Annotated in this window: 25 protein-coding genes and 1 tRNA gene; 10 read left to right on the top strand and 16 right to left on the bottom strand. The window is 55.2% G+C overall.

What is annotated here, in order from left to right; translation table 11 throughout:
- Positions 1-30 precede the first annotated feature (30 nt).
- From ALB80_RS02840 to ALB80_RS02850, 3 genes are read left to right on the top strand one after another with little or no spacing between them, the layout of a single operon-like run.
- Positions 31-819, top strand: a complete 789-nt coding sequence (locus ALB80_RS02840) for an ABC transporter ATP-binding protein (RefSeq protein ID WP_050602483.1) — start codon at positions 31-33, stop codon at positions 817-819.
- On the top strand, positions 816-1,646 hold the full coding sequence (locus tag ALB80_RS02845; RefSeq protein WP_083445166.1) for an ABC transporter ATP-binding protein: 831 nt from the start codon (positions 816-818) through the stop codon (positions 1,644-1,646). Before ALB80_RS02840 ends, ALB80_RS02845 begins: the two co-directional genes overlap by 4 nt.
- Before the next feature lie 26 nt (positions 1,647-1,672).
- Positions 1,673-2,092: a hypothetical protein gene (locus tag ALB80_RS02850; RefSeq protein WP_157054127.1), complete on the top strand. Its 420-nt coding sequence runs from the start codon at positions 1,673-1,675 to the stop codon at positions 2,090-2,092.
- 238 nt (positions 2,093-2,330) lie between these two features.
- On the opposite strand, the gene ALB80_RS02855 is transcribed toward ALB80_RS02850, so the two are convergent.
- Entirely contained in the window at positions 2,331-2,684 is a 354-nt protein-coding gene (locus ALB80_RS02855) for a hypothetical protein (RefSeq protein WP_050602485.1), read from the bottom strand.
- 346 nt (positions 2,685-3,030) lie between these two features.
- Between ALB80_RS02855 and ALB80_RS02865 the strand changes: the two genes are divergently transcribed.
- From ALB80_RS02865 to ALB80_RS02875, 3 genes are all read left to right on the top strand, one after another.
- Complete coding sequence (locus ALB80_RS02865; protein WP_050602487.1) at positions 3,031-4,041, top strand: branched-chain amino acid ABC transporter permease; 1,011 nt, start codon at positions 3,031-3,033, stop codon at positions 4,039-4,041.
- Positions 4,038-5,351: a branched-chain amino acid ABC transporter permease gene (locus ALB80_RS02870; RefSeq protein WP_050602488.1), complete on the top strand. Its 1,314-nt coding sequence runs from the start codon at positions 4,038-4,040 to the stop codon at positions 5,349-5,351. Before ALB80_RS02865 ends, ALB80_RS02870 begins: the two co-directional genes overlap by 4 nt.
- Before the next feature lie 183 nt (positions 5,352-5,534).
- Positions 5,535-5,789 carry a hypothetical protein gene (locus tag ALB80_RS02875; protein WP_050602489.1) on the top strand — a complete coding sequence of 85 codons (255 nt, stop codon included), beginning with the start codon at positions 5,535-5,537 and terminating at the stop codon, positions 5,787-5,789.
- Between the two features lie 32 nt (positions 5,790-5,821).
- Here the strand turns inward: ALB80_RS02875 and ALB80_RS02880 are convergent, their stop codons facing one another.
- A complete protein-coding gene (locus ALB80_RS02880) occupies positions 5,822-7,369 on the bottom strand; it encodes a helicase HerA-like domain-containing protein (protein WP_050602490.1) in 1,548 nt (515 codons plus the stop codon).
- 445 nt (positions 7,370-7,814) lie between these two features.
- On the opposite strand from ALB80_RS02880, the gene ALB80_RS02885 reads away from it, so the two are divergent.
- Positions 7,815-8,393, top strand: a complete 579-nt coding sequence (locus ALB80_RS02885) for an invasion associated locus B family protein (RefSeq protein WP_050602491.1) — start codon at positions 7,815-7,817, stop codon at positions 8,391-8,393.
- Between the two features lie 51 nt (positions 8,394-8,444).
- On the opposite strand, the gene ALB80_RS02890 is transcribed toward ALB80_RS02885, so the two are convergent.
- From ALB80_RS02890 to ALB80_RS02905, 4 genes are read right to left on the bottom strand one after another with little or no spacing between them, the layout of a single operon-like run.
- Positions 8,445-9,653, bottom strand: a complete 1,209-nt coding sequence (locus ALB80_RS02890; RefSeq protein ID WP_050602492.1) for a beta-ketoacyl synthase — start codon at positions 9,651-9,653, stop codon at positions 8,445-8,447.
- Positions 9,654-9,662: 9 nt separating this feature from the next.
- Positions 9,663-9,920, bottom strand: a complete 258-nt coding sequence (locus tag ALB80_RS02895; RefSeq protein WP_050602493.1) for an acyl carrier protein — start codon at positions 9,918-9,920, stop codon at positions 9,663-9,665.
- Positions 9,921-9,952: 32 nt separating this feature from the next.
- Positions 9,953-11,044: a UDP-3-O-(3-hydroxymyristoyl)glucosamine N-acyltransferase gene (lpxD, locus tag ALB80_RS02900; RefSeq protein WP_050602494.1), complete on the bottom strand. Its 1,092-nt coding sequence runs from the start codon at positions 11,042-11,044 to the stop codon at positions 9,953-9,955.
- Between the two features lie 34 nt (positions 11,045-11,078).
- Positions 11,079-12,686 carry a murein L,D-transpeptidase gene (locus ALB80_RS02905; protein ID WP_050602495.1) on the bottom strand — a complete coding sequence of 536 codons (1,608 nt, stop codon included), beginning with the start codon at positions 12,684-12,686 and terminating at the stop codon, positions 11,079-11,081.
- 355 nt (positions 12,687-13,041) lie between these two features.
- Between ALB80_RS02905 and ALB80_RS02910 the strand changes: the two genes are divergently transcribed.
- A complete protein-coding gene (locus tag ALB80_RS02910) occupies positions 13,042-13,611 on the top strand; it encodes a DUF882 domain-containing protein (protein WP_050602496.1) in 570 nt (189 codons plus the stop codon).
- Positions 13,612-13,676: 65 nt separating this feature from the next.
- Here ALB80_RS02910 and ALB80_RS02915 read toward each other — a convergent pair whose 3' ends face one another.
- On the bottom strand, positions 13,677-14,015 hold the full coding sequence (locus ALB80_RS02915) for a hypothetical protein (RefSeq protein ID WP_157054128.1): 339 nt from the start codon (positions 14,013-14,015) through the stop codon (positions 13,677-13,679).
- Between the two features lie 634 nt (positions 14,016-14,649).
- Here ALB80_RS02915 and ALB80_RS02925 point away from each other — a divergent pair.
- Both ALB80_RS02925 and ALB80_RS02930 read left to right on the top strand, forming a co-directional pair.
- Entirely contained in the window at positions 14,650-15,009 is a 360-nt protein-coding gene (locus ALB80_RS02925; protein ID WP_050602499.1) for an SOS response-associated peptidase family protein, read from the top strand.
- 211 nt (positions 15,010-15,220) lie between these two features.
- Positions 15,221-16,147 (top strand): class I SAM-dependent methyltransferase, encoded by a 927-nt coding sequence (locus ALB80_RS02930; protein ID WP_050602500.1) that lies wholly within the window; start codon positions 15,221-15,223, stop codon positions 16,145-16,147.
- A gap of 270 nt (positions 16,148-16,417) precedes the next feature.
- Here ALB80_RS02930 and ALB80_RS02935 read toward each other — a convergent pair.
- The 9 genes from ALB80_RS02935 to ALB80_RS02975 form a co-directional block, all read right to left on the bottom strand.
- Positions 16,418-16,494 (bottom strand) — tRNA-Arg (locus ALB80_RS02935).
- Positions 16,495-16,571: 77 nt separating this feature from the next.
- Positions 16,572-17,792: a cysteine desulfurase gene (locus ALB80_RS02940; protein WP_050602501.1), complete on the bottom strand. Its 1,221-nt coding sequence runs from the start codon at positions 17,790-17,792 to the stop codon at positions 16,572-16,574.
- Positions 17,793-17,803: 11 nt separating this feature from the next.
- Entirely contained in the window at positions 17,804-18,370 is a 567-nt protein-coding gene (locus ALB80_RS02945; RefSeq protein WP_050602502.1) for a YIP1 family protein, read from the bottom strand.
- A complete protein-coding gene (locus ALB80_RS02950) occupies positions 18,367-18,852 on the bottom strand; it encodes a YIP1 family protein (RefSeq protein ID WP_050602503.1) in 486 nt (161 codons plus the stop codon). Before ALB80_RS02950 ends, ALB80_RS02945 begins: the two co-directional genes overlap by 4 nt.
- Entirely contained in the window at positions 18,852-20,132 is a 1,281-nt protein-coding gene (locus ALB80_RS02955; RefSeq protein WP_050602504.1) for a SufD family Fe-S cluster assembly protein, read from the bottom strand. The genes ALB80_RS02950 and ALB80_RS02955 overlap by 1 nt, the downstream gene beginning before the upstream one ends.
- On the bottom strand, positions 20,132-20,887 hold the full coding sequence (gene sufC / locus ALB80_RS02960; RefSeq protein WP_050602505.1) for a Fe-S cluster assembly ATPase SufC: 756 nt from the start codon (positions 20,885-20,887) through the stop codon (positions 20,132-20,134). Before sufC ends, ALB80_RS02955 begins: the two co-directional genes overlap by 1 nt.
- A 49-nt stretch (positions 20,888-20,936) precedes the next feature.
- On the bottom strand, positions 20,937-21,140 hold the full coding sequence (locus ALB80_RS02965) for a hypothetical protein (protein WP_050602506.1): 204 nt from the start codon (positions 21,138-21,140) through the stop codon (positions 20,937-20,939).
- A complete protein-coding gene (gene sufB, locus ALB80_RS02970; protein WP_050602507.1) occupies positions 21,140-22,660 on the bottom strand; it encodes a Fe-S cluster assembly protein SufB in 1,521 nt (506 codons plus the stop codon). Before sufB ends, ALB80_RS02965 begins: the two co-directional genes overlap by 1 nt.
- Positions 22,661-22,678: 18 nt before the next feature.
- Positions 22,679-23,722 carry a cysteine desulfurase family protein gene (locus ALB80_RS02975; RefSeq protein ID WP_050602508.1) on the bottom strand — a complete coding sequence of 348 codons (1,044 nt, stop codon included), beginning with the start codon at positions 23,720-23,722 and terminating at the stop codon, positions 22,679-22,681.
- Positions 23,723-23,752 lie beyond the last annotated feature (30 nt).

Here is a 23,752-nt window from a genome sequence, read left to right on the forward strand (position 1 = left end):
GTTTTTGCGAGGAAAAGGCAAGGGGATAACATGATCGTCGTCGAAGACGTGCACAAGCATTTCGGCGGGTTTCACGCGGTGGACGGGGCATCGCTGGAAATCCAGAAAGGGTCGATCACCGGCCTGATCGGGCCGAACGGGGCCGGAAAAACCACTCTGTTCAACGTGATCGCGGGCGTTCTGCCCCCAACCAGCGGCAAGGTCTTCATGGATGGTGAGGATATCACCGGCCTGCCCCCACATGAGTTGTTTCACAAGGGCCTGCTGCGCACTTTCCAGATCGCGCATGAGTTTTCTTCAATGAGCTGCCGCGAGAACCTGATGATGGTGCCCGGTGCACAATCGGGTGAATCGCTGTGGAACACATGGTTCGGGCGCAAGCGCATCGCGAACGAAGAACGCGCGCTGAGGGCCAAGGCCGATGAGGTGCTTGAGTTTCTGACCATCGAACATCTGGCCGACCACAAGGCCGGTCAGGTCTCGGGCGGGCAGAAAAAGCTGCTGGAACTTGGCCGCACCATGATGGTCGACGCCAAGATCGTGTTTCTGGACGAGGTCGGCGCGGGCGTGAACCGCACCCTGCTGAATACCATCGCCGATACCATCCTGCGCCTGAACAAGGAACGCGGCTATACCTTCGTGGTCATCGAACATGACATGGATTTCATCGGCAAGATCTGTGACCCGGTCATCTGTATGGCCGAAGGCAAGGTCTTGGCCGAAGGCACTCTGGACGAGATCAAGGCGAACGAGCACGTGATCGAGGCCTATCTGGGCACCGGCCTGAAGAACAAAGACAAGCTGGAGGCAGGCGCGTGAGCGACAATCCTTACCAGGACGACAAGGGGAACAAGGACGCTTCGATCACCAACACGCACGGCGTTGGCTCGATGACACCAGCGCATGCGAAAAGCGGTGAATCGCACTACGTCGGTGGCGGTCCCTTCCTAATCGGGGACACGATGACCGGCGGTTACGGAAAGGGTCCGGACATCCTGCACGACTGCACAATCGGCGTTGATAAGGGTGAGATTGCGGTGATCGTTGGCCCCAACGGAGCGGGCAAATCCACGGCGATGAAGGCGGTGTTCGGAATGCTGGATGTGCGTGCCGGTTCGGTACGACTGGATGGCGAAGACATCACCAATCTGTCTCCGCAGGACCGTGTGATCAAAGGTATGGGCTTTGTGCCGCAAACCTCGAATATCTTCACCTCGATGACGGTGGAAGAGAACCTGGAAATGGGCGCCTTCATCCGCCGCGACGACATCAGCCAGACAATGGAGCAGGTCTATGACCTGTTCCCCATCCTGCGCGACAAGCGCAATCAGGCCGCCGGAGAACTGTCGGGTGGTCAGCGCCAACAGGTCGCAGTGGGCCGCGCGCTGATGACCCAGCCCAAGGTGTTGATGCTGGACGAACCGACCGCCGGTGTCTCACCCATCGTGATGGATGAGTTGTTCGACCGGATCATCGAGGTGTCCCGCACCGGGTTGCCGATCCTGATGGTCGAACAGAACGCCCGCCAAGCGCTGGAGATCGCGGACAAGGGGTATGTGCTGGTCCAGGGTCGGAATGCTTATACGGGTACTGGCAAGGAACTGCTGGCCGATCCGGAGGTCCGGAAGAGCTTTTTGGGGGGGTGAGGGTGCTGCGGTTCGCCTAGCTTATCTTGATCGCAGTATTAACGCCATCGGCGATCTATGCAGTCACGGCAGCCGGACCTTCTCCATACTACTGCCATGTATCAGCAGTTTGCGACAGCGAAGGTTATTGCCTGTCCCCACAAGGCGTTCCAACGAAGTTTCTTGCCCTTCAAGTGCATAGTTTTTATGGGGAATCGTATCATTTTGAGGGCTTTGGAGGAGCCACAATAAAGGCACTGCTTTTCGATCACATTGACGAAGCAGAGGCATTCATCAACGCCACTGATGACGACATTGGAATTTATGCAGTCGCAATTCCTCGCAAGGACATAGCAGACGGCGTTGGCTTTATCGTTCATGGAATTTCGTTGCGCACAAACAAACGTGAAATTTCTAGCAACGCCACATTGGTTCATTGCAGTTCACTTTCCGACGGGGCGTACTAACGGGCACCGTCAATACCCTTGTAGCGATCTCCAACTTTGCCCTTTTTCCCGCTATCGCCTTTTGCAGAATCTGACCGTTCGGACGTATTGCAAACAAGTAAGCATGACTGACACACTATGTCAGCCTCTTCCGATGTTCGGGCATTTGGGACAGTTAACCCTCTCGCCCGTAGTTCCAGACGAACGTTGAAGGCGGCTACGACTTGCTTTTGGCCAAGGGTAACCGCCTTGCCAACCTTCACCCCGCCGGGTTGCTACAATACCCGGAGTCATTCACCGCGTGTGGGCCTTTGATCGACATGTCATAATGCAGGTTGTCGAAGTCCACCACAAAGGTCACGACGTCCTGATCCATGATATGCAGGAAGGTCAAAGAATTCAGGCCGGGAATGATCTGAGCCTCGCCCTTGATGTTGTCGGCCACAATGAACCCTTTGTCGGTCGCCCCGGACCGCGCCAGAGTCACCGCGCCCCCGTTGCCGTCCGACATGCAATTTACCACAAAGTCAGCGCCATTCAGGGGATCGCTTGTTGCGGAATGCGCCACCACCGGCAAGATCGCTCCCAGGGCAAAAGCCGCGAAAATCTTCATGTCGAACCTCTTTCATTTCATTCTGCGCCCCCACGCCTTGGACAAAATTCGTTACGAATCCGAAGGTTGCAATAGGTTGGACCTGCAACTTCACTTAACCTTGAAATCCGGTGATAAGGCGTGTGAACCAAAACCCTTGGTCAAAGTGCCTGACTTTGCCGCGGGGATGGATCGGAGATCCGTAACGAACCGTCACCTATGCGACACGAGCTAAAGGCTGCGAACGGGTTTAAAGCGCGTCTTGGTCGTGTTTTCCATGCCAAACACGACGTTAAGCACATAGGAAATATTGTCATTTCACCTGACCGCGTGCCATAAGATCGCACCCGGACAAAGAGATGGATTCATGGACTTACTCAACGCGCTTGTAGCGCTTGCAAATTTTGTGTTGGTGCCTGCTGTGGCCTATGGCAGCCAACTGGCGCTTGGGGCGCTTGGGGTCACGTTGATCTACGGCATCCTCCGGTTCTCGAACTTCGCCCATGGCGACACGATGGCCTTTGGCGCAATGATCGCCGTGCTGGTCACGTGGGGTCTGCAGGCTGCCGGGATTAGTTTTGGCCCGCTGCCAACCGCTCTGCTCGCCCTGCCCTTCGCCATTTTGGGCTGTATTGTTCTGGTGCTGATCACCGACCGGCTGGTCTATCGCTTTTATAGGGAACAAAAGGCCAAACCAGTGATCCTCGTGATCGTTTCGATGGGTGTGATGTTCATCTTGAACGGCCTCGTGCGCTTTATCATCGGGCCGGATGATCAGCGCTTTTCGGATGGCGCACGGTTCCTGATCAAAGCGCGGGATTTCAAAGAGATGACTGGCCTGCGTGAGGGGTTGGCGATCAAGACCTCGCAGGGCATCACGGTTGTCGTGGCTGTTGTTGCCGTGGTGCTTTTGTTCTGGTTCCTCAACAAAACCCGTACCGGCAAATCGATGCGCGCTTATTCAGATAACGAGGATCTCGCGCTGTTGTCCGGTATCAACCCGGAACGCGTGGTTATGATCACGTGGATCATCGTTGCGGCCCTCGCGACCACGGCGGGTGTGCTTTATGGTCTGGACAAAAGCTTCAAGCCCTTTGTCTATTTCCAGTTGCTGCTGCCGATCTTTGCGTCAGCGATCGTTGGAGGGCTGGGAAACCCATTGGGAGCCATCGCAGGTGGGTTCATCATCGCGTTTTCCGAAGTGACGATCACCTATGCCTGGAAGAAGGTACTGACCTATGTCGCGCCGGAAGGTCTGGAGCCGTCGGGATTGGTGCAGTTCCTGTCCACTGATTACAAATTTGCGGTCAGTTTCGTGATTTTGCTGATTGTGCTTCTGTTCAAGCCTACGGGTCTGTTCAAAGGAAAAGTGATATGAGCGAGCCCGTCAAAAACACGCTGCTGTTTGCTGTTGTTGCCGGTCTGATCCTGCTGACTGGATTCACGCAAAGCTGGAACACGGCCATTCTTATCCTAAACATGGGGCTGATCTCGGCCATCATGGCGATTGGGGTCAACCTGCAATGGGGCTTTGCGGGCCTGTTCAATGTGGGTGTCATGGGCTTTGTCGCGCTTGGCGGTCTGGCGGTTGTGCTGGTGTCAACACCACCTACGCCGGGGGCCTGGGTTGCAGGCGGTTACGGGATTGTTTTGTCGCTGCTGCTGGGGGCCGCAACCGTTGTGGCCGCCGTTCTGGTTGCTACGAAGATGCCTAAAGGCCGGATGCAGACCTTGACGATCATCGCCGTTCTGCTCGTTGGGTTCTTTGTCTATCGCGCGGTGTTTGATCCCAATGTTGCAGCGATCGAGGCCATCGATCCAGCAATTGCTGGCAATATCGGCGGTCTGAACCTGCCGGTCCTGCTGGCATGGCCTGCGGGCGGTTTGCTGGCTGCCGGTGCCGCGTGGCTGATCGGGAAAACCGCGCTGGGTCTGCGGTCGGATTATCTGGCCATCGCTACACTGGGCATTGCCGAGATCATCATCGCCGTCATGAAGAACGAAGACTGGCTGGCCCGAGGTGTGAAAAACGTCTACGGCATACCGCGCCCGTCCCCTGTGGTGGGGTATGAGGTCGATTTGCAGCAAGATCCAGCTTTCCTGGCGCGTGCGGATTGGTTCGGGCTTGACCCGATCACGGCCTCGACCCTGTCGGTCAAGCTTGGTTATTCCTTGCTGTTCATGATCGTGCTTCTGGTGCTGCTCTGGATGGCTCAGATGGCACTGAAAAGCCCGTGGGGCCGCATGATGCGCGCGATCCGCGACAATGAGGTTGCGGCTGAAGCCATGGGCAAGGACGTCACGCGCCGGCATCTGCAGATTTTTGTTCTGGGATCGGCCGTTTGTGGTATCGCGGGCGCGATGATGACCACGTTGGACGGCCAATTGACACCAAGCGCCTACCAACCGCTGCGTTTCACCTTCCTTGTTTGGGTGATGGTGATCGTTGGTGGATCAGGCAATAATTTTGGGGCTGTGCTGGGCGCATTCTTGATTTGGTTCCTTTGGGTTCAGGTTGAACCGATCGGCTTGTGGCTGATGAGTTTGATTACCTCAGGTATGCCCGATGGCAGCTGGTTGAAGGCGCATCTGATCGACAGTGCTGCCCACATGCGCCTGTTCACCATGGGCCTGATTCTGTTGATTGTTCTCAGATTCAGCCCGAGGGGCCTGATTCCAGAGAAATAGACCACAACGCTACGTAAAAAAGTTCAACCGCGCCTGAAAACGGGCGCGGTTTCTTGATTCTTGAAGGTATTGTGACTAAACGGGCACACCGCAGTGTTTTTCTTATGCGGTCTGTTGCTGGCACTCACACCCGCTCAAGCCGATCTTAAACGATCATTCTAACGTGTTGATACGAGTATAAAAATGAAAGCACCACGCTTCGGAACAGTTCTTTTGCTTTTGGTTGTTGTCGCCACAACAGCCGCCTGTATACCCAGACCCGAAGATCTTGAAACAACGCCGGTCAAGGTTCAGACGCCCCAAGGGGTCGTGACCTGCCAGTTGTATCGCCAGGATCGAGTGACTTGGGACCGCGCAATCGATTTTCCGGCCACAAAAATGTCGGTACCCCAGGCCGACGCTTATTGCCGCCAGGAAGGTCTGCGTCGTTTGAAATAATTGCGTCGGCGCCCGTTTTGGGCGCCGCGCCATTATCTGTTTTTGAATAAACCGCCCAGAATACCGCGCACAAGACGTCGCCCGGTTGTTCCTTTTAGTTCCTTGATCACGGCTTCGGTCATCGCCGTTGCAAACGTGTCTTTCCTGCGCTGCACACGAGAAGACGATCGACCCACCCGGCTGCCTGAGTATCTGCGTGCGGCAGAAAATTCGCGTTCCATCGGCGATTGCGCTTCAAGCACCTCATCAGCTTCTGCCTGTTCTGCAGCTTTGGCGGCCGCATCTGCCCGCGCTTGCAAGATTTCAAAAGCAGATTTTCGGTCTACGCCTTTGTCATATTTCGCTGCCATCGGGGACGCGGCTAGGATTTCTTTGCGTTCCGCCGCTGAGGCCGGCCCGAGCTGAGACCCCGGCGGGCGGATCAAGGTGCGCTCGACAATGCCCGGAACGCCCTTCTTTTGCAGCATCGAGGTCACGGCCTCTCCGACGCCAACCTCTCGGATCGCGGCTTCGGTGTCGAAAGCCGGGTTCTCTCGGTAAGTTTCGGCTGCCATGCGTAGGTTCTTGCGGTCACGTGCGGTGAAAGCCCGCAAGGCGTGTTGGACCCGATTGCCCAGCTGGCCCAGAATATCTTCGGGGATATCCGCCGGGTTTTGCGTGATGAAATACACCCCAACGCCTTTTGATCGGATCAGACGCGCCACCTGTTCAACCTTGTCCACCAAAACCTTGGGGGCATCGTCAAACAGCAGATGTGCTTCGTCAAAGAAGAACACCAGTTTGGGTTTCTCGGGGTCGCCCACTTCAGGTAGTTCCTCGAACAGCTCGCTCAGCAGCCAAAGAAGGAAGGTGGCATAGAGCCGGGGCGAGGCCATCAATTTGTCCGAGGCCAGGATGTTCACCATCCCCTGCCCGTTTTCATCTGTGCGCATCAGATCGGCCAGATCCAGCGCGGGTTCGCCAAACAGTTTCGTGCCACCCTGGTTTTCCAGCACCAGCAAACGTCTTTGGATTGCGCCAATCGAAGATGTCGACACGTTGCCATAGCGCAGCGACAGTTGCGCGCGGTTCTCTCCGATCCAGACCAGCAGTGCCTGAAGGTCCTTGAGATCCAGCAGCGGCATCCCTTCTTCATCAGCCACACGGAACGCGATGTTCAGAATACCTTCCTGCGCCCCGCTCAGTTCCATCAGGCGCGACAGCAGCAGGGGCCCCATTTCCGTGATCGTTGTGCGCACCGGATGGCCCTGTTCGCCAAACAGATCCCAGAACGTTACCGGACAAGCGGAATAGCTGAAATCCGAAAAACCGATACGTTCAGCACGGTCCAGAAATGCCTGATGCAATTTATGTTCTGGGCTTCCAGCCAAAGCCAGACCCGACAGGTCCCCTTTGACATCCGAAAGAAACACCGGGACGCCTGCTTGTGAGAATCCTTCAGCAAGTATTTGCAGCGTTACGGTTTTACCCGTTCCAGTGGCACCGGCGATCAATCCGTGGCGGTTTGCGTAGTTCAATGCCAATTCCTGCGGTGCGCCATACCCTTCGCCACCGCCGCCCAAAAAAATAGTCTTGCCCATTAACACTGCCTTATTGTTCACCGATCCGTGACCAGCATACAAAGTTAACCTTTGACTGCGATAGTCAATTTGCTCTGCGGTGGTTTTGATCTCGTGGGGCAGACTTCCTCCCTGTCGACTGGCCGTGCCTTCGGGCACGGCTTTTTTGCTTGCGTCAAGACATGTGCAAGTTCTGACGAGCAGATTAAAAATTCAGGATAGCTGTTGACCCACCTGCGCCGCTCTCGTAGGGTTTGCGCATAAATAAGTCGGCCAGTCCGACGGGGAGAACCTTTTGGGAAAGGGAGCTGATCAAACGGCTCCCTTTTTCTAATGAAAAAGGGTCTTGTCTCACATTCAGGCAAAAATCCGTTCACGTTCACAGAGGATGCTCTGTTAGTGCCTGACACCGGTACAGAAGAATGCTAAACGAGGCAAAAAGCTCAATCATCACACCGAGGCATTCATGATCAAGAAAATCCTCTCGTTTAACACAGTGGCAGCCCTTTTGCTTTGTGGTACGGCCTATGCTCAAGAGACACCAACAACCGAACCAGAGACTGGGCTTGACCTGGGTCAGGAAGGGCCACGCGTTGGTGAACAGTTTGTTCGCGAAGAATTCGGCGATTGGGATGTGTCCTGCATCAAAGCGCAGGCTGGGGAAGACCCTTGTGCCGTCGTTCAGGTGTTGAATGGCCCCGCAGGAGACCCGATTGCAGAAGTTTCAATCGGAAAATTGCCGGAAGGTGGAGCCGCTGTTGCTTGGGCAAATGTGATCGTTCCATTGGAGACGCTGCTGCAAGCCCAGCTCGCCTTGTCCATCGATGGCGCGCCACGCAAGCTGTACAACTATCATCATTGCCTGCCGGTTGGCTGCGTTGCACAGCTTGGCCTTAGCCAAGGTGACATTGACGCCATGAAAGCAGGCAGCAAGGCGACATTCTCGCTGGTTCCGGCCCGGGTTCCCGATCAGGTACTGGAAATGGACATGTCGCTGTCCGGCTTTACATCCGGCTATGACGCCCTGAACATCAACACGAACTAATCCGCGTTAACGCTTGCGCCGCTGCACAAAGTGCGGCGGCGTTTGTGTCTGTCATATCCGCTTCAATGCCAGAACGGCATTTAGCCCGCCAAACGCAAACGCGTTGCTCAGCGCGACGTTGACTTTCGCTTCTCGCGCTTCATTCGGCACCACATCCAACGCACATTCAGGGTCTGGTTCTTCGTATCCGATGGTCGGTGCAATGACGCCGTCTCGAAGCGCCATGATACACGCCAGCAGTTCAACGGCCCCTGTGCCACCAATCAAATGCCCATGCATGGATTTGGTGGATGAGATCATCAGATCATCTGCATGGGGACCAAAGACACCTGCAACTGCCGCGCATTCAGTTTTGTCATTCGCCGCCGTGCCCGTGCCATGTGCGTTGATATAGCAGACATCACTGGCATTCAGTTTGGCATCGGCAAGGGCGCCCGCCATGGCCCGCGCAGCGCCCTGTTTGCTTGGCATCACAATGTCCGCTGCATCAGACGACATGGCAAAGCCGGCAACTTCACACAGTATCTCGGCACCGCGCGCACGCGCGTGTTCATATTCTTCGAATACAAAGATGCCTGCACCTTCCCCCTGAACCATTCCGTTGCGGTTGGCGCTGAAGGGGCGGCAGGCGTCTTTGGACATCACGCGTAAACCTTCCCACGCTTTGATCCCGCCGAAACACAGCATGGATTCCGACCCACCTGTGATCATCGCCGGGGCGGCCCCGCTGCGCACCATCTGAAAGGCTTGCGCCATGGCGTGGTTCGAAGAGGCACAGGCGGTCGAGACCGTAAAGCTGGGGCCTTTGAGGTTGTACTCTATGGACACGTGGCTGGCTGCCGCGTTGTTCATCAGCTTTGGAACAACAAACGGGTGAACCCGGTTTTTACCATCCTCATAGACCGAACGGTAATTGTCATCCCAGGTCGAGACGCCCCCACCCGCCGTTCCAAGTACAACGCCGGATCTGGCAGCCAATTCACCGTGGAATTCAATGCCCGACTGCTCAATCGCTTCTTTGGCGGCTGTCAGGGTGAACTGAGTGAACCGGTCGTACAGAGACATCTGCTGGCGGTTAAACCGCCCTTCTGCCTCAAACCCACGAACTTGACCGCCGATCTTGATGGCCAAACGATCTACGTCCCGGAATTCCAGCTCCGAGATGCCGCAGCGACCTTCGCGCATGGCTTCCAAAGTGTCAGGAACCGAGTGGCCCAGCGAATTGATCGTACCTGCGCCGGTAATGACAACACGTTTCATGAGCGCTGATCAGACCTTTTCCGACACAAGCTTTTCGATCCCGGTAATGATCGCAGCCACATTGGAAATGTCGAAATCATTGGCCTCGGGTTCGTTTGCGTTGAACGGAACAGATATGTCGAACTCTTCTTCGATGGCGAAGATGCTCTCAACCAAACCAAGGCTGTCGATGCCCAGATTTTCAAGCGTGCTTTCGGGCGTCACATCCGATGGCTCCAGCACTGCCTGCTCTGCAATGATTGCGATGACGCGGTCGCTGATGCTCATGTCGATCCCCTGGTTTCCAGTTTGAGGATGATTTAATCGCTTGGGGTCTGTTTGAAAACAGCCTTTTTGAGTGCCTCAACGTCGCGTGCCATACGCGGCAGCCGCCGCTGCGCCTTGTAGACATCAGTATGGGTCTCCATTTTGATGGCTGGATACCCCATAATAACGCGCCCGGCGGGAACATTTGAAAGAATCTTTGTGCCTCCGCCCGCAATGACACCATCCCCGATGAAAATATTGTCGGACACTCCGGTCTGCCCGCCCAGAACAACGTTGTTGCCAATCTCGACGGACCCCGACACGCCTGTCTGTCCACACAACAGGCAATCCTGCCCAACGCGGGTATTGTGCCCTACATGAACAAGGTTATCCAGTTTCGAACCATCACCGATGCAGGTGTTGCGGATCGTGCCGTTATCCACTGTGCAGTTTGACCCAACTTCGACGTCATCTCCGATCTCGACCGCGCCCAAAGAATGGATGCGCAGCCAGCTCTGGGCTTTGGCTTCGCCCTGATCGCCCAAGGTTTTGCGGGCATTTTCGGTTCCGGATATTTCGGGCGTCACAAAGCTGAACCCGTCACCTCCGATCCGAGCACCGGGTTGCGCGATAAAGCGGTCTCCGATCTGGGCCCGTGCACCAATGCTGACCATTTCCCGCAAAAGCGCCTGTTCACCAAGAACCGTGTCCATCCCAATCACGCAATGCGCCCCAATGACCGAACCCGCACCAATCCGCGCGCGCGCGCCGATAACTGTCAAAGGCCCAACAGAAACATCCGCACCAATCTCGGCTGTAGGATCGACCACGGCAGATGGGTGGACGCCAGGTTCAACCCCCTGCCCTCGATCCAGCATTGCGGTGATACCGGCCATTGCCATACGCGGTCGTTTTACAAAAATCGCAGCGCGCAGCCCCAGGGCCTGCCAATCTGCCCCTTCCCACAAAACCGCCGCCCGCGCCTGGCCGTTGGAAAGTTCGTCGGCATATTTCGGAGACATGGCCATAGCCAGATCAGTCGGACCCCCGTCACTGGGTTCCGCAGCCCGTACAATTGTCAGGCCAGTGTCGCCCTGACATTCAGCGCTCAGAGAGTCGGCGATTTGTTGTACTGTAAACTGCATGACGGGTTTCCTTTTGGCAGGATTTGACCCGTGCTTACCCCTGAACGTCCGGCAGGGCCACCCCTGCCTTTTGCAGAGCCTCCCAAATCTTGGCATCGCGATTATAGACATCGCGACGATACTGCACTTCGCCCTTCGACCCGATATAGGCCGTCCGATAAATCAGATGTACCGGAACATGTTGTTCCAGTTCGACCTTGGTTTCCTTCCCGCTCTTGAGGACACGGTGAAAGAATGCCTTGGGGTCTTCTTCCTGTTTCGCCAGCAAAGCATAAGCGAACTCGAATGGTTGCGCCAATCGGATACAGCCATGCGAAAACGCACGCACCTCGCGCGCAAACAGGTTTTTCTGAGGCGTATCATGCAGATAGATGTTGTACTTGTTGGGGAACATGAACTTCACCAGCCCCAGTGCATTGCTTTTGCTGGGCGGTTGGCGCATTGCAAACGGGAAATTCCGGGCCGTGAACTGGGTGAAATCCACCGCTCCACGATTGACCTGCCGGCCGCTGCGGTCGGTGATTTCAATGTGCCCCACTGCATTTGGATTGGATTGCAGTTTCGGCAGGTATTCCTTGGTAATGATCGAGCGCGGCACATACCAACTTGGGTTGATTACCATATGCTCCATCACATCCGAAAACTCGGGGCTGCGTCGATCACTGGTGTTCTTGCCAATCACCGTGCGGGTTTCAAAAGTGACCCGGCCGTCATCAACGATCTTGGCCGAGAAATCGGCCTGATTCACCAGGATATGACGTGCGCCCCGCTCTCTTGGCAGCCAACGTTCACGCTCGAGCGCCACATAAACGGCTTTCAACCGGTCTGAGGCTGGGCGATTCAGTTCCGTGATCGTGCCTTGGCCTGCGACACCATCAGACGCCAGTCCATGCGCGGTTTGAAACGCTTGAACCCCGGCCAGAAGGGCATCGTCAAAAACCGGGCTGGCCGAAGGTTTCATAAACCCCATCTCAACCAGTCGGTTACGCAGTTTCACAACATTGGGGCCGGTATCGCCGAATTCCAGCTTGCTTACGGGCACTGTTGCGCCCCATCCACCTTGATCCACCAGCGCTTCAAGTGCCAGTTTCTGCTTCATCAACGCCCGGTATTGAGGGGTTTGCGGTGGCAACTGCTCAATATACTGCGCGCCTTCCGCATTCAAACCTGCCAAGTGCGCTGCGGCGCTGCGGCGTTCAACGCTCCGAACCAGACCCTCGTCCACACGCCCAGGCTGAACCGTACCCGAAAATAGCGTGTCAGCATATTCAACGAAAACCCGACTAAGCTCTGCTTCGATTGCGCCAAGGTCGCGCACGGATCGCGCTTGCGCCATCTCTTCCAACACGACTGCCACCGTAGACTCGGATTGTGGCAAACCATGCAGATGTGCGTTTGACAATGCCAAGATCAGCGCGGCCCGGCGCTGAGTATGTTCCAGCGTATCCCCAACCCAGATCGGCGCGAATCCATTGGCGCGATAGAACGCGGAAATCTCTGAATTTAGCGGTGTATTCTCAGCGATTGCCATCTGAAACGCGGTGTTTGGCGCTGGTTCAGAGGCGGTGTTGGCGACACTGGCCGTTGCCGCAAAACATGCGGTGAGAAGGATACTGGTACTGGTTCGAAAAACAGAAAGCATTGGATGGCCTTGAGTATTCAATAGCTTGAGGTGGGATATTCGCGTCGAGCCACTATGGATTTGAGGTCCAATGCTTGTCTATTCACAAATACCCTACCATAACGCTTCTGTCCGCGCCTGATGCGCGTTTGCATCGGCAGGGTGACCCGATCCTCACAACTGCATAAAAAATGCGAGACCCTGTGTCATTTGCGCAAAAAACTGCCGAAAATTCCCCCTTGAAAAGGTGAATGTGAAACACTTCTTGGCCGCTGATTCCGATTGTGCCATACATTTCGCATCTGGGGTGGAAAAAAAATTAAGACAGCGCGCGTAACATCGTGTGCAGGCAGGAACAGTACGGGACGAACCAAAAATGACCAAGAGCAGTTCCTCGGGCTTGACCCGGCGTGCCCTATTGGGTGCGTTTGCAGCAACCGCAGTCGCGGCAGCACCCTCTTATTCCAATGCAGCAGGCTTCTTGCGCGGTGGCGGTGATATCCGTCGCATTCGTATGTATTCCGGTCGCACGGGCGAACGGTTGGATATGATTTATTGGGTCGATGGTAAATATATCAAGGACGCTGTCAAAGAAGTGAACCACTTCATGCGTGATTGGCGTACAGATCAGACAAAATCCATCGATTTGCGCGCGATTGATATCATGGCGGCATCACACAACCTTCTGGATGTGAATGAACCCTATATGCTGCTGTCGGGTTATCGCTCGCCGCAGACCAACGCGATGCTGCGGTCCAGGTCGCGCCGCGTTGCGCGCAAGTCGCTTCATATGGAAGGTCAGGCTGCTGACCTGCGTTTGGCGTCTCGCTCGGTGTCGCAGATGGCCAAGGCCGCGATGTCTTGCCGCGCCGGGGGCGTTGGGCAGTATTACGGTTCGAATTTCGTTCACATGGACTGCGGCGTTGTCCGCACCTGGCGCGGTTAAACAAAAAAACCCTGCGTTTTTAACTTATCTGAGGGCGCTTGCAGTGGATCGACTGGCTGTACCAGCTACATCCCTGCATCTCCGCCTCCGCCGCCTCCTCCACCGGCGTCACCGCCGCTGGAATCGCTTGCGGCTGCGGTTTCCGCAGTAGCGCTCCCGGTCTCACGCGCCTTTTCATCGTCGACGCCAGATTGAACGTTAGACCCAGAAGCACTTTCATCTTCCAAATCATCGCTGCCCCAGTCCTCATCAGTCAGCTTGCCGAGGATCAAAGCGGCTACAATTCCGACCAAAACCCATATAATGATGCTTATAGATGAAAAGCCTGTGACAAACGAACAGCCCAAAACCGTTACAATCGCGACCACGGTAAGAAACATCTTTTTTGAAGAGATGACTTGCAAGTTCTTTCCTCCTTCAAAGGTGAACCGAACCAAACTCATCCAGAGAGTGTACAGGAAAACGTGCTGTTGGAGAAATAACCGCCTCAATGAAGGCGTCTACAGTCGCTTTGTATACCGGGCCAACTGAAAACAGTGCTCACTCAATATATTCAATAATATGTAAAGTGATGGCGCACCTGAGAGGTCTACGATTATCGTTACTTTTCAATGGCATACATTGGAAACTAGGTTCACACCCCGTCACCAAAAATCAATGACTTACATACCGTTTTGGAAACTGTTTTGGGGCATTTTCACCCCATCTCAGGCCACCCCGGCAGATTGTCCGGCGCGGGAACGTCCTTGCGCTCCAGCCACTCTTTGATCGCCATCCAGTGATCTTGAGGCTTGGCCACGTATCGGCGTGAATGCAGGTCTGAGATGGCGCGCTGTAGCTGTGGATACCATTGGACCTTGAGTTTCGGCCCGTGCGCCTTTGCCAGACGCGCAAGGCCGCTTCCCAATCCGGGATGGGTCGGGCTTCAAGTTCTTTATGGAGGTCAAAGGGGAATCGGTTGGGCCAAGTCGTCATGCGGAACAACTAGCGAACTCAGAATACTTGTCCAAATGAGTTTTGGCACCTACCGTCTTTGCTATGTGCAATTTGTATTCCAACACGATTCCAGCCGATGCTATGCGGCAATTGTTCGATATACCCGCAGAGCGGGACAAGCTGGGCAACGCCGAGCCGCTGCCCGCGATCTTCCCGAAGCACATGGCTCCAGTTGTCCGCAAGAGCGAGAATGGCGGTCGCGAATTGGTCCCGCTTAGCTGGGGCTTCCGCACCACGAAGAAATCGAAAAAGACCGGGGCAATAATCCAACCCAACGCGTGGAATAATGCCCGTGACGACAAGGTCAGATCGAGCGGGCTTTGGAAGGGAAGTTTCGAAGGGAGGCGTTGTCTCGTACCCGCCAGCTCATTTTGCGAGGCCAAAGTAGTGGCCCAGTTTTAGGGGGCAAAGACAGCGGCATCTCCTGACGTATGCCATGCACAGATAGTGATCTTTACAATTTCTAAGTCGCTTTATCGCTGATGGATTTGCATTCAAAGAGGTTATCAACGAAGCCTTGTACGCAACGTATAAATTTGGTGTCCCTTTATGTAAAAAATAGTGTATCGAACTTCACAAGATACTATTACAACCCTGTTTTTGGTGGATCACCATGGCTCGAACCTTTGTCGATAAGCTTGAAGCAATCGTGCTACCAACTCCCAAGATGGGTATCGAAAGCTTCGAACGCGACCCCAATATTAGCTACGTCTCATCTGATAGCCCATTGAGCCAAGGCCCGTTGCATTCAGAAATCGCACGTACAGGGCGACTAAACTCAAAACAGTTTCGTGCCTGCATAAACGAACTTCGGCTTTCACATGTTCACCATCGTAAGCATTGGGAGTTTGCTTTCATATTGGAAGTTTTGCGCGAGCGCGGCCTTCTCAAGCGTGGGATGAAAGGCTTAGGTTTCGCAGTTGGGAAAGAAAGAATCCCTGCTTACCTTGCGGCGCACGGTTGCGAAGTTTTAGCGAGCGACCTTGCGGATGATAACAAGGGAAACAAAGGCTGGGATGTAACTGGGCAATGGAGTGCGGCAGTTGAAGATTTAATGTTCCCGGATATCTGTTCGAACGAAATCCTTCGAAAGAACGTCAAGTTTCGACCCATAGACATGAACCATATTCCGAACGATGTATCTGGTTTTGACTTTACTTGGTCCACGTGTTCTTTCGAGCATTGCGGTTCTCTCGAACTAGGCATTCGTTTCTTGGAGAATCAGATGAATTGTCTGCGTCCCGGTGGGGTCGCTGTACATACAACGGAATTTAATCTCTCATCGAACTCCCGGACTTCAAAAGGCGGTAAAACTGCAATCTATAGGTTACGTGACATTGAAGACGCTGTGAAACGCCTCCAAGACAAAGGACACACTGTGGAACCGCTGGACATTCGTTTAGGTGACGACCCGCTTGATCGTACCGTTGACAGGCGAAAAGGAGATCCAAGGCAATACTCTGACACCAAGCACATGCGATTGCTCTTGAATGGATATGCTACAACGTCGATAGGACTGATAATCGCAAAGTCGACATAGTCGATGCTACTTGGGATATCTAAATACGCCACAAAACTGCACAGAGTAGAACCGAGCATCGTTATCAATTCGCAATTTCACTGGTCTATGCTGGCTGGACCCCTCACAAGATTGGCGCGTGGACAGGTCACGACAGCCTAAAAAAGATCGAAGAATACACCAAGGGCGTGAACAAAAGAGCACTCGTTTCGAGTGGAAATGGGAAACTGGTTCAAATCGGTTTCCAAAAAGGCCAAAAAACCTAATGATATCAATGGCGTTTTAGGGAAATGGCGCACCTGAGAGGATTCGAACCTCTGGCCTCTGCCTTCGGAGGGCAGCGCTCTATCCAGCTGAGCTACAGGTGCCTTGGCCGTTAGCTAACCTTGTTCCGATCCGGGTGCAACTGCAAATCGCGGGTGTTACACCCAGTTTAAGTCCAAAGTCAGGCGAACAGATCATGCGCCAATTCCAGCGCATCGATCAGCGTATCGACCTCGTCCGTGGTGTTATAAAGACCAAAGCTGGCACGGCAGGTTGCGGTCACGCCCAGATGGTCCATCAGCGGCCCGGCGCAGTGATGACCAGCGCGGACAGCCACGCCTTTTTTGTCCAGGATGGTCGAAACATCATGTGCATGGCCGGCCCCGTCCAGTGTAAAGCTGAAGATCGCGGCCTTGTCTGGGCGTGTGCCTTGCACCTGCAACCAGTTCAATCCTGTCAGTCGCTGCATGGCATAGTTACGCAGGTTGGATTCGTGGGCCGCGATGTTCGCCATTCCCAGATCCATCATGTAGTCCAGCGCAACGCCCAAGCCTATGGTCTGAACGATACCGGGCGTACCGGCTTCGAACTTCATTGGCGGGTCGTTATAAATGACCTCATCCTTGCTGACCTCTTTGATCATGTCTCCGCCACCGATGAAGGGGCGCATCTCGGCCATGCGTTCGGATTTGATGAAAATCGCGCCAGACCCGGACGGGCCATACAGCTTGTGACCGGTGATTGCATAGAAATCACAACCGATCTCTTCGACATTCACCGGCATATGGACCGCGCCTTGGCTGCCATCCACCAGAACTGGAACACCTTTGGCATGGGCACCCTCGGTGATGGCTTTGACATCCACAACCGTGCCTAGCACATTCGAACACTGGGTCACAGCAACCAGCTTGGTTTTTGGTCCAATCGCATCAATTACGGCCTGAGGATCCAGCCCCCCGTCCGCGTCCACATCCACCCACTTCAGAACAACGCCTTGCCGTTCCCGCAAGAAATGCCAGGGTACGATATTGGCGTGATGCTCCATGACGCTCAGAACGATCTCGTCCCTGGCCTCAAGTCGCGGCATCGCCCAGCCGTAAGCGACAAGGTTGATCCCCTCGGTCGTGCCCGAGTTCAGGACGATCTCATCCTCATTCGAAACCCCTAGAAAACGGGCAATGGTGCCGCGCACGGATTCGTACTTCTCGGTGGCCAGATTGGACAGGTAATGCAGGCCGCGATGAACATTCGAATATTCCTCGGCATAGGCGCGAGTCACGGCATCAATAACGACCTGAGGTTTCTGGGCCGAAGCGCCGTTGTCCAGATAGGTCAAAGGTTTACCATTGACCTGACGCGACAGAATCGGAAAGTCAGAGCGGATTTTCTGCACATCATACATAAGCGTATTTCCTAGACAGGTCCGGTTGGGGTGAACATGAGGACTATGGGCAAGGCGACAATCGCCGCCAGCAGGATTACGGCAAACGCCTTGCCGAGCGAGCCGAACTGATGCGCCTCGTTCAGGAAATGGAGCGTTATGTAAAGGCTCCACCCCAGGGTCGCCAGCAGCAGCAGAAACGTCAGGGCGGGTATGGTCACGCTGGAGATGACCATGGCCAGCAACGCACCGCTTTGTAAAAAGCTCAGCCAGATCATAAGGGTCAACAGGCCCGAAAGCGTTGCATTCCCCCCAAGCACTCGCCCGACCAACAGAAAGGCGGCGACGCTCAGCAGCATTGCACCAGCTGATCGGATCAGAATGAAAGGGATGCCTTCCGCCTCGGGGTTCAACTGGGCGTCCGGCGTCGGGATGATCAGATCGGTGCTGAGTTGGATCAGGCAATTGAAGACCACCACCAGGAAAAAGCTCAGCCAGACGGCTTCCCGCCCCAGATCAAGGGTCAAAATCTGACGGGCCGCTTCGGCAGGCCGTCTGAGCGTCAGAACGACCAGGGGACCCAAAGGTGGAATATTCATTCAGCTGACCTTTGTACTTGTCTGAGACCGGATAACCAGAACCAGACAAAAACAGCAACCCAAAGGAAGCCCACAATCGACAAAGCAGGTCCGGGCCCGATGAATCCGGCCACCAAACCGTTCAGCAAGACCAACGGCGCCGACGAAAGTAAGGCCCAAAACAGGGCAAGCCTTGCCCCGTAGGCGGTGCCCTTGCCACCAACCAGTCGCGCGGCCCAATGCGAGACCAAGGCCAGCGTGTAGAAAAACAAAGGCAAAATGAACACAGTACCCAGCAGCGCACCACCCAGCAGCATGTTCAGTTCAACGCCTTCCAGATGCGCCTGACGCGAGAGCCCAGGCATCTGCGCAATAAACGCGACGATGCAAAAGCCCATCACAAAGACTAGCGCCCGGTCTTCTCGTGGCCCCAAGTCCAGAAGCCGGCGCACAACACGCCCCGGCCCCCGGTATGTTGCCAAAATATCCGACGAAAGAGCCATTAACTGCGGCGGGCGAGCCACCCCTCCAGACGGCTGACAATCTCATCAGCCAACGCTCTGTCTTCGATTTCGTCCACCGCTTCGGCCAGGAACGCAAGTGTTAGCATATTGGTCGCGTCCTTGGTCGGAACCCCGCGAGACCGCAAATAGAACAGTGCGGTTTCGTCAATCGCACCCGACGTCGAGCCATGCGAGCATGCCACATCATCGGCGTAGATCTCAAGCTCGGGCTTGGCGAGAAACTGGCTGTCACCGTCCAGAAGCAGCGATTGGCTGATCTGATAGCCGTCGGTTTTCTGAGCTCCTTCTTTCACAAGGATCTTGCCCTGAAACACGCCGGTCGCCCCATTGCGCAGCACTTTCTTGAAAACCTGACGACTTTCACAGTTCACTGCGTCATGGGTGACGAACACAGTGTCGTCATGATGGAAGTCGCCATCACCGACACAGGCCCCGGCCACATGGGCCATCGCGTCATCACCGGTCAATTCCACGACCTGTTCATTGCGCGTCAGCATGCCATTTACAGTCAGAGTGAAGGATTTGTAGACCGACTCAGTCCCCAGGCGCGAGAACATATGGGTCGCGGCGCGACGCTCATGGTCCCTGCCCTGCGCACGTACATGATGCAGCGTGCCCTTGTCGGCAATGTCGATTTCCATGCACTTGTTGAAGCGTGACGCCGCCGGGCCGGTTTCCAGAATGGTTGCCTCGGCCCCGCTTTCCACACGCACAACATGGTGCATGATCACGTCAGAGGTTGGCGAGGCGTGGCGATAGATCAGGTTAATCGGCTTGGACGGTTTGCCTGTCACGTGAATGGCCACACCATCCGAAGCAAAGGCCGTGTTCAATGCCGCGAGCGGACGCTGCACCGGAGTTTGACCGCGGGCTTCCAGAACCCCATAAAGGTCCTTGGCCCAGTGAATATCCTTGCAGCAGATATCCTCGAGCCGGTCGATACTTACACCTTCCAGTGACAAGTCGTCCGACTCCTCGGCGCTGAAAACACCGTCTACGAAAACGATACTCAACCGGTCGAGCGCATTGAACATCAGGGGTTCATCATCTGCAAAAACTGCAGCCGGGATAGCATCTGGCGAAACCAGCGAATCCGGTTGAGTGTACTTCCAGTATTCATCACGCCGGTTTGGCACACCAGTTTCAAGCACACGTGCCAGCGCATCTTCGCGCGCGGCACGGGTGCAGCCTGCGTCGGGCATGGTCAACGTAGACAGCCGTGCCTCGGTTGCGGATTGTTTGGCTTCGGGCAAGGCCATCAGTTCACCTCGGCAAGAATGTCGGCATAACCATTGTTTTCAACCTCAAGCGCCAGATCCGGACCGCCGGTTTTGACGATGCGGCCATCGGCCATAATGTGCACCACATCCGGTTTGATGTGGTCCAGCAGGCGCTGATAGTGCGTGATCACCAGGAAACCACGGCCTTCGTCGCGCAGTGCGTTTACACCTTCGGCCACCAACTTCATCGCATCCACATCAAGACCCGAGTCGGTCTCGTCCATGATGCACATTTTGGGTTCCAACATGGCCATCTGCAGAATCTCGTTGCGCTTTTTCTCACCACCTGAGAAGCCCACATTGACCGGACGCTTCAGCATGTCAGCGTCGATCTTCAGAGTTTTTGCCTTGGCGCGCACTTCTTTCAGAAAGTCGGCGGCTGACAGCTCTTCTTCGCCACGTGCCTTGCGCTGCGCGTTCACGGCGGTCCGCAGGAAGGTCATGTTGCCAACGCCCGGAATTTCGACCGGGTACTGGAATGCAAGGAAAACACCCGCCGCGGCGCGCTCTTCCGGTTCCATTTCCAACAGGTCTTCACCGTTCAACGTGGCCGACCCTTCGGTAACCTCATAGCCGTCGCGACCGGACAGAACATAGCTGAGCGTCGACTTGCCCGACCCGTTCGGTCCCATGATTGCATGCACTTTGCCGGCTTCAACCGTCAGGTCCACACCTTTGAGAATTTGCTTTTCTTCTTCTTCAAGCTGCACGTGCAGGTTTTTGATTTCCAGCATGTTTTGTCCTTTTGCGTATCGCAAGGGGCGTCACGGCCCCATCAATTTCCTAACCCAGAATTCTGCGGATCAGCCGCGCGACGATCCAACCAAGGATCGCCCCTCCGCCCACTGCCCAAACCGGGTTGATGAACTCCATATGATTGACATTGACGAATGCGACGCCCAGCAACCCACCCAGAACAGGAAGGATGTATCCAACCCAGGTCAGTACATCATTCTTCTGGATGCGAGTACGGCGTGCACGTGTCATCAGCCAACCGAACCTTCCAGCGAGATTGCCACCAGTTGCTGTGCTTCCATGGCAAATTCCATCGGCAGCGCTTGCAGCACGTCCTTGCAGAACCCGTTGACGACCAGTGCCACGGCTTCTTCTTCGTCCATGCCGCGCTGACGGCAGTAGAACAGCTGATCGTCATCCACCTTGGATGTCGTCGCCTCATGCTCAACGCGGGACGAGTTGTTCTTGACCTCGATATAAGGAACCGTATGCGCACCGCATTTGTCGCCAATCAGCAGACTGTCACACTGGGTATAGTTCCTGCTGTCCTTGGCTTTCGGGTGCATCGAGACCAGACCGCGATAGGTGTTTTGGGCCTTGCCCGCGCTGATGCCTTTGGACACGATGCGCGATTTGGTGTTCTTGCCCAAGTGAACCATCTTCGTGCCGGTATCGGCCTGCTGATAGTTGTTGGTGATCGCAATCGAGTAGAACTCACCCTGACTTTCGTTGCCCCGCAGAATGCAGGACGGGTATTTCCAGGTCACGGCCGAGCCGGTTTCTACCTGCGTCCACATCACCTTGGACCGATCGCCTCGGCAATCGGCGCGTTTGGTAACGAAGTTATAGATGCCGCCCTTGCCGTTCTCATCCCCAGGGAACCAGTTCTGAACGGTCGAGTATTTCACTTCAGCGTCTTCCTCGACGATGATCTCGACCACCGCGGCGTGCAGCTGTGCGGTATCACGCTGAGGCGCCGTGCAGCCTTCCAGATAAGAGACGTAAGACCCCTTGTCGGCAATAATCAGGGTGCGTTCGAACTGACCTGTGTTTTCCGCGTTGATGCGGAAATAGGTGCTCAGCTCCATCGGGCAGCGGACGCCCGGTGGGATATAAACGAAGGATCCATCCGAAAACACGGCCGAGTTCAGAGTGGCATAATAATTGTCCGATACGGGAACAACAGTACCAAGATACTTCTTCACCAGTTCAGGATGCTCTTTGATCGCTTCCGAGATGGAACAGAAGATCACGCCTGCTTTCTTCAATTCGGCCTGAAAGGTCGTCCCCACAGAAACCGAGTCGAAAACCGCGTCTACAGCGACCTTGCGACCCTCGGCAGGAGCGTCTTCAGCGCCTTCGATGCCAGCCAAAATCATCTGTTCTTTCAGAGGGATACCAAGCTTTTCGTATGTGGCCAAAAGCTTGGGATCAACCTCATCCAGTGACTTGGGCTTTTCTTGCATCGATTTCGGACGCGCATAATAGTATTGGTTCTGGAAATCGATCTCAGGGTAGTCGACCATCGCCCATTTGGGCTCGTTCATCTTGGTCCAGCGCTCGAACGCAGCCAACCGCCATTCGGTCATCCATTCCGGCTCTTCGTTCTTTTCCGAGATCAGACGGACGATATCCGGGTTCACACCCTTCGGCGCGTACTCCATCTCAATGTCAGTATCCCAGCCGTACTTGTAGGTTCCGACTTCGCGTACCGCATCCACGGTTTCCTGATCGACACCATCTTTCACCTGGGTCTGGTCCAAAGCGGCCATAACTTACCCTCCGTCAGATCACGCGGCACGCGCGCGATGCTTTTTCTCTTTCTCAAGCCACGTTTCGGCGAAACGCAGCACATCTTCTTCCGTTGTCCGAGGGCCCAGCGACACGCGAATAGCGCTGCTGGCTGTCACCTCGTCATAGCCCATTGCGGTGAGAACCGCGCTGGCACGAACCTTGCCGCTGGAACAGGCAGAGCCCGCACTGATCGCGAATCCCGACAGGTCCATCTGCATGACCTGGGTTTCGCCCTTCCAACCAGGCGCAACAAAACACAGGGTGTTCGGCAGGCGTTGCCGCCCTTTCCCGACAAAAATAGGTGATTTTACAGCGGCCTCAAGAGCGTTTTCTAGAATATTTCTAAATTCTTCGATCTGCTCCCAAACGCCGTTGGCCAAGTCCCGTGCCGCAGCTTCAGCTGCGGCCCCGAAGCCCGCGATTCCAATGACATTTTCGGTACCAGATCGACGCCCCATTTCTTGGCCGCCCCCCTTGATCTGCGCTGGCAGATCAGTACCGCGCTTCATCACAACGGCACCAACGCCTTTCGGCCCGCCCAGTTTATGCGCGGACACCAGCGCCATCTGCGCATACATCCAGTTAAACGCAATCGGCAACTTTCCAAATGCCTGAGTGGCATCCGTCACCGCTAAGCCAGGTGGCAGTGTTTGAACGATGCCTGTCTCGGAATTCGCCAATTGAAGGGTCGAATCGCCCGGCACTGAAATCAGAACCTCTCCGGTCGCGGAAACTGGAAGACCTTCATTGATCCAAGCTCTTACCGCATCATGTTCGACTGCCGCGCCGTGCAGGTTACGCCCGGCCAATGTCAGCGCAGCGCCTTCGGTCGACCCAGATGTGAAAATGATATCTGCCCCATCGGCACCAAATGCCGTTGCAACCTGTGCCCGCGCGCGTTCAACAAGTGCCTTAGCAGCACGGCCTTCGGCGTGAACAGAAGACGGATTTCCGCATACATCCATCGCCGCAATCATCGCCTCTCGCGCCTCGGGGCGCAGCGGTGTTGTTGCGTTATGATCTAAAAAAACACGATTCATGGATGCATCTTTTTGCCAACGGATTTCATA

The organism is Ruegeria sp. 6PALISEP08, from assembly GCF_001238295.1.
Lineage (GTDB): Bacteria > Pseudomonadota > Alphaproteobacteria > Rhodobacterales > Rhodobacteraceae > Ruegeria.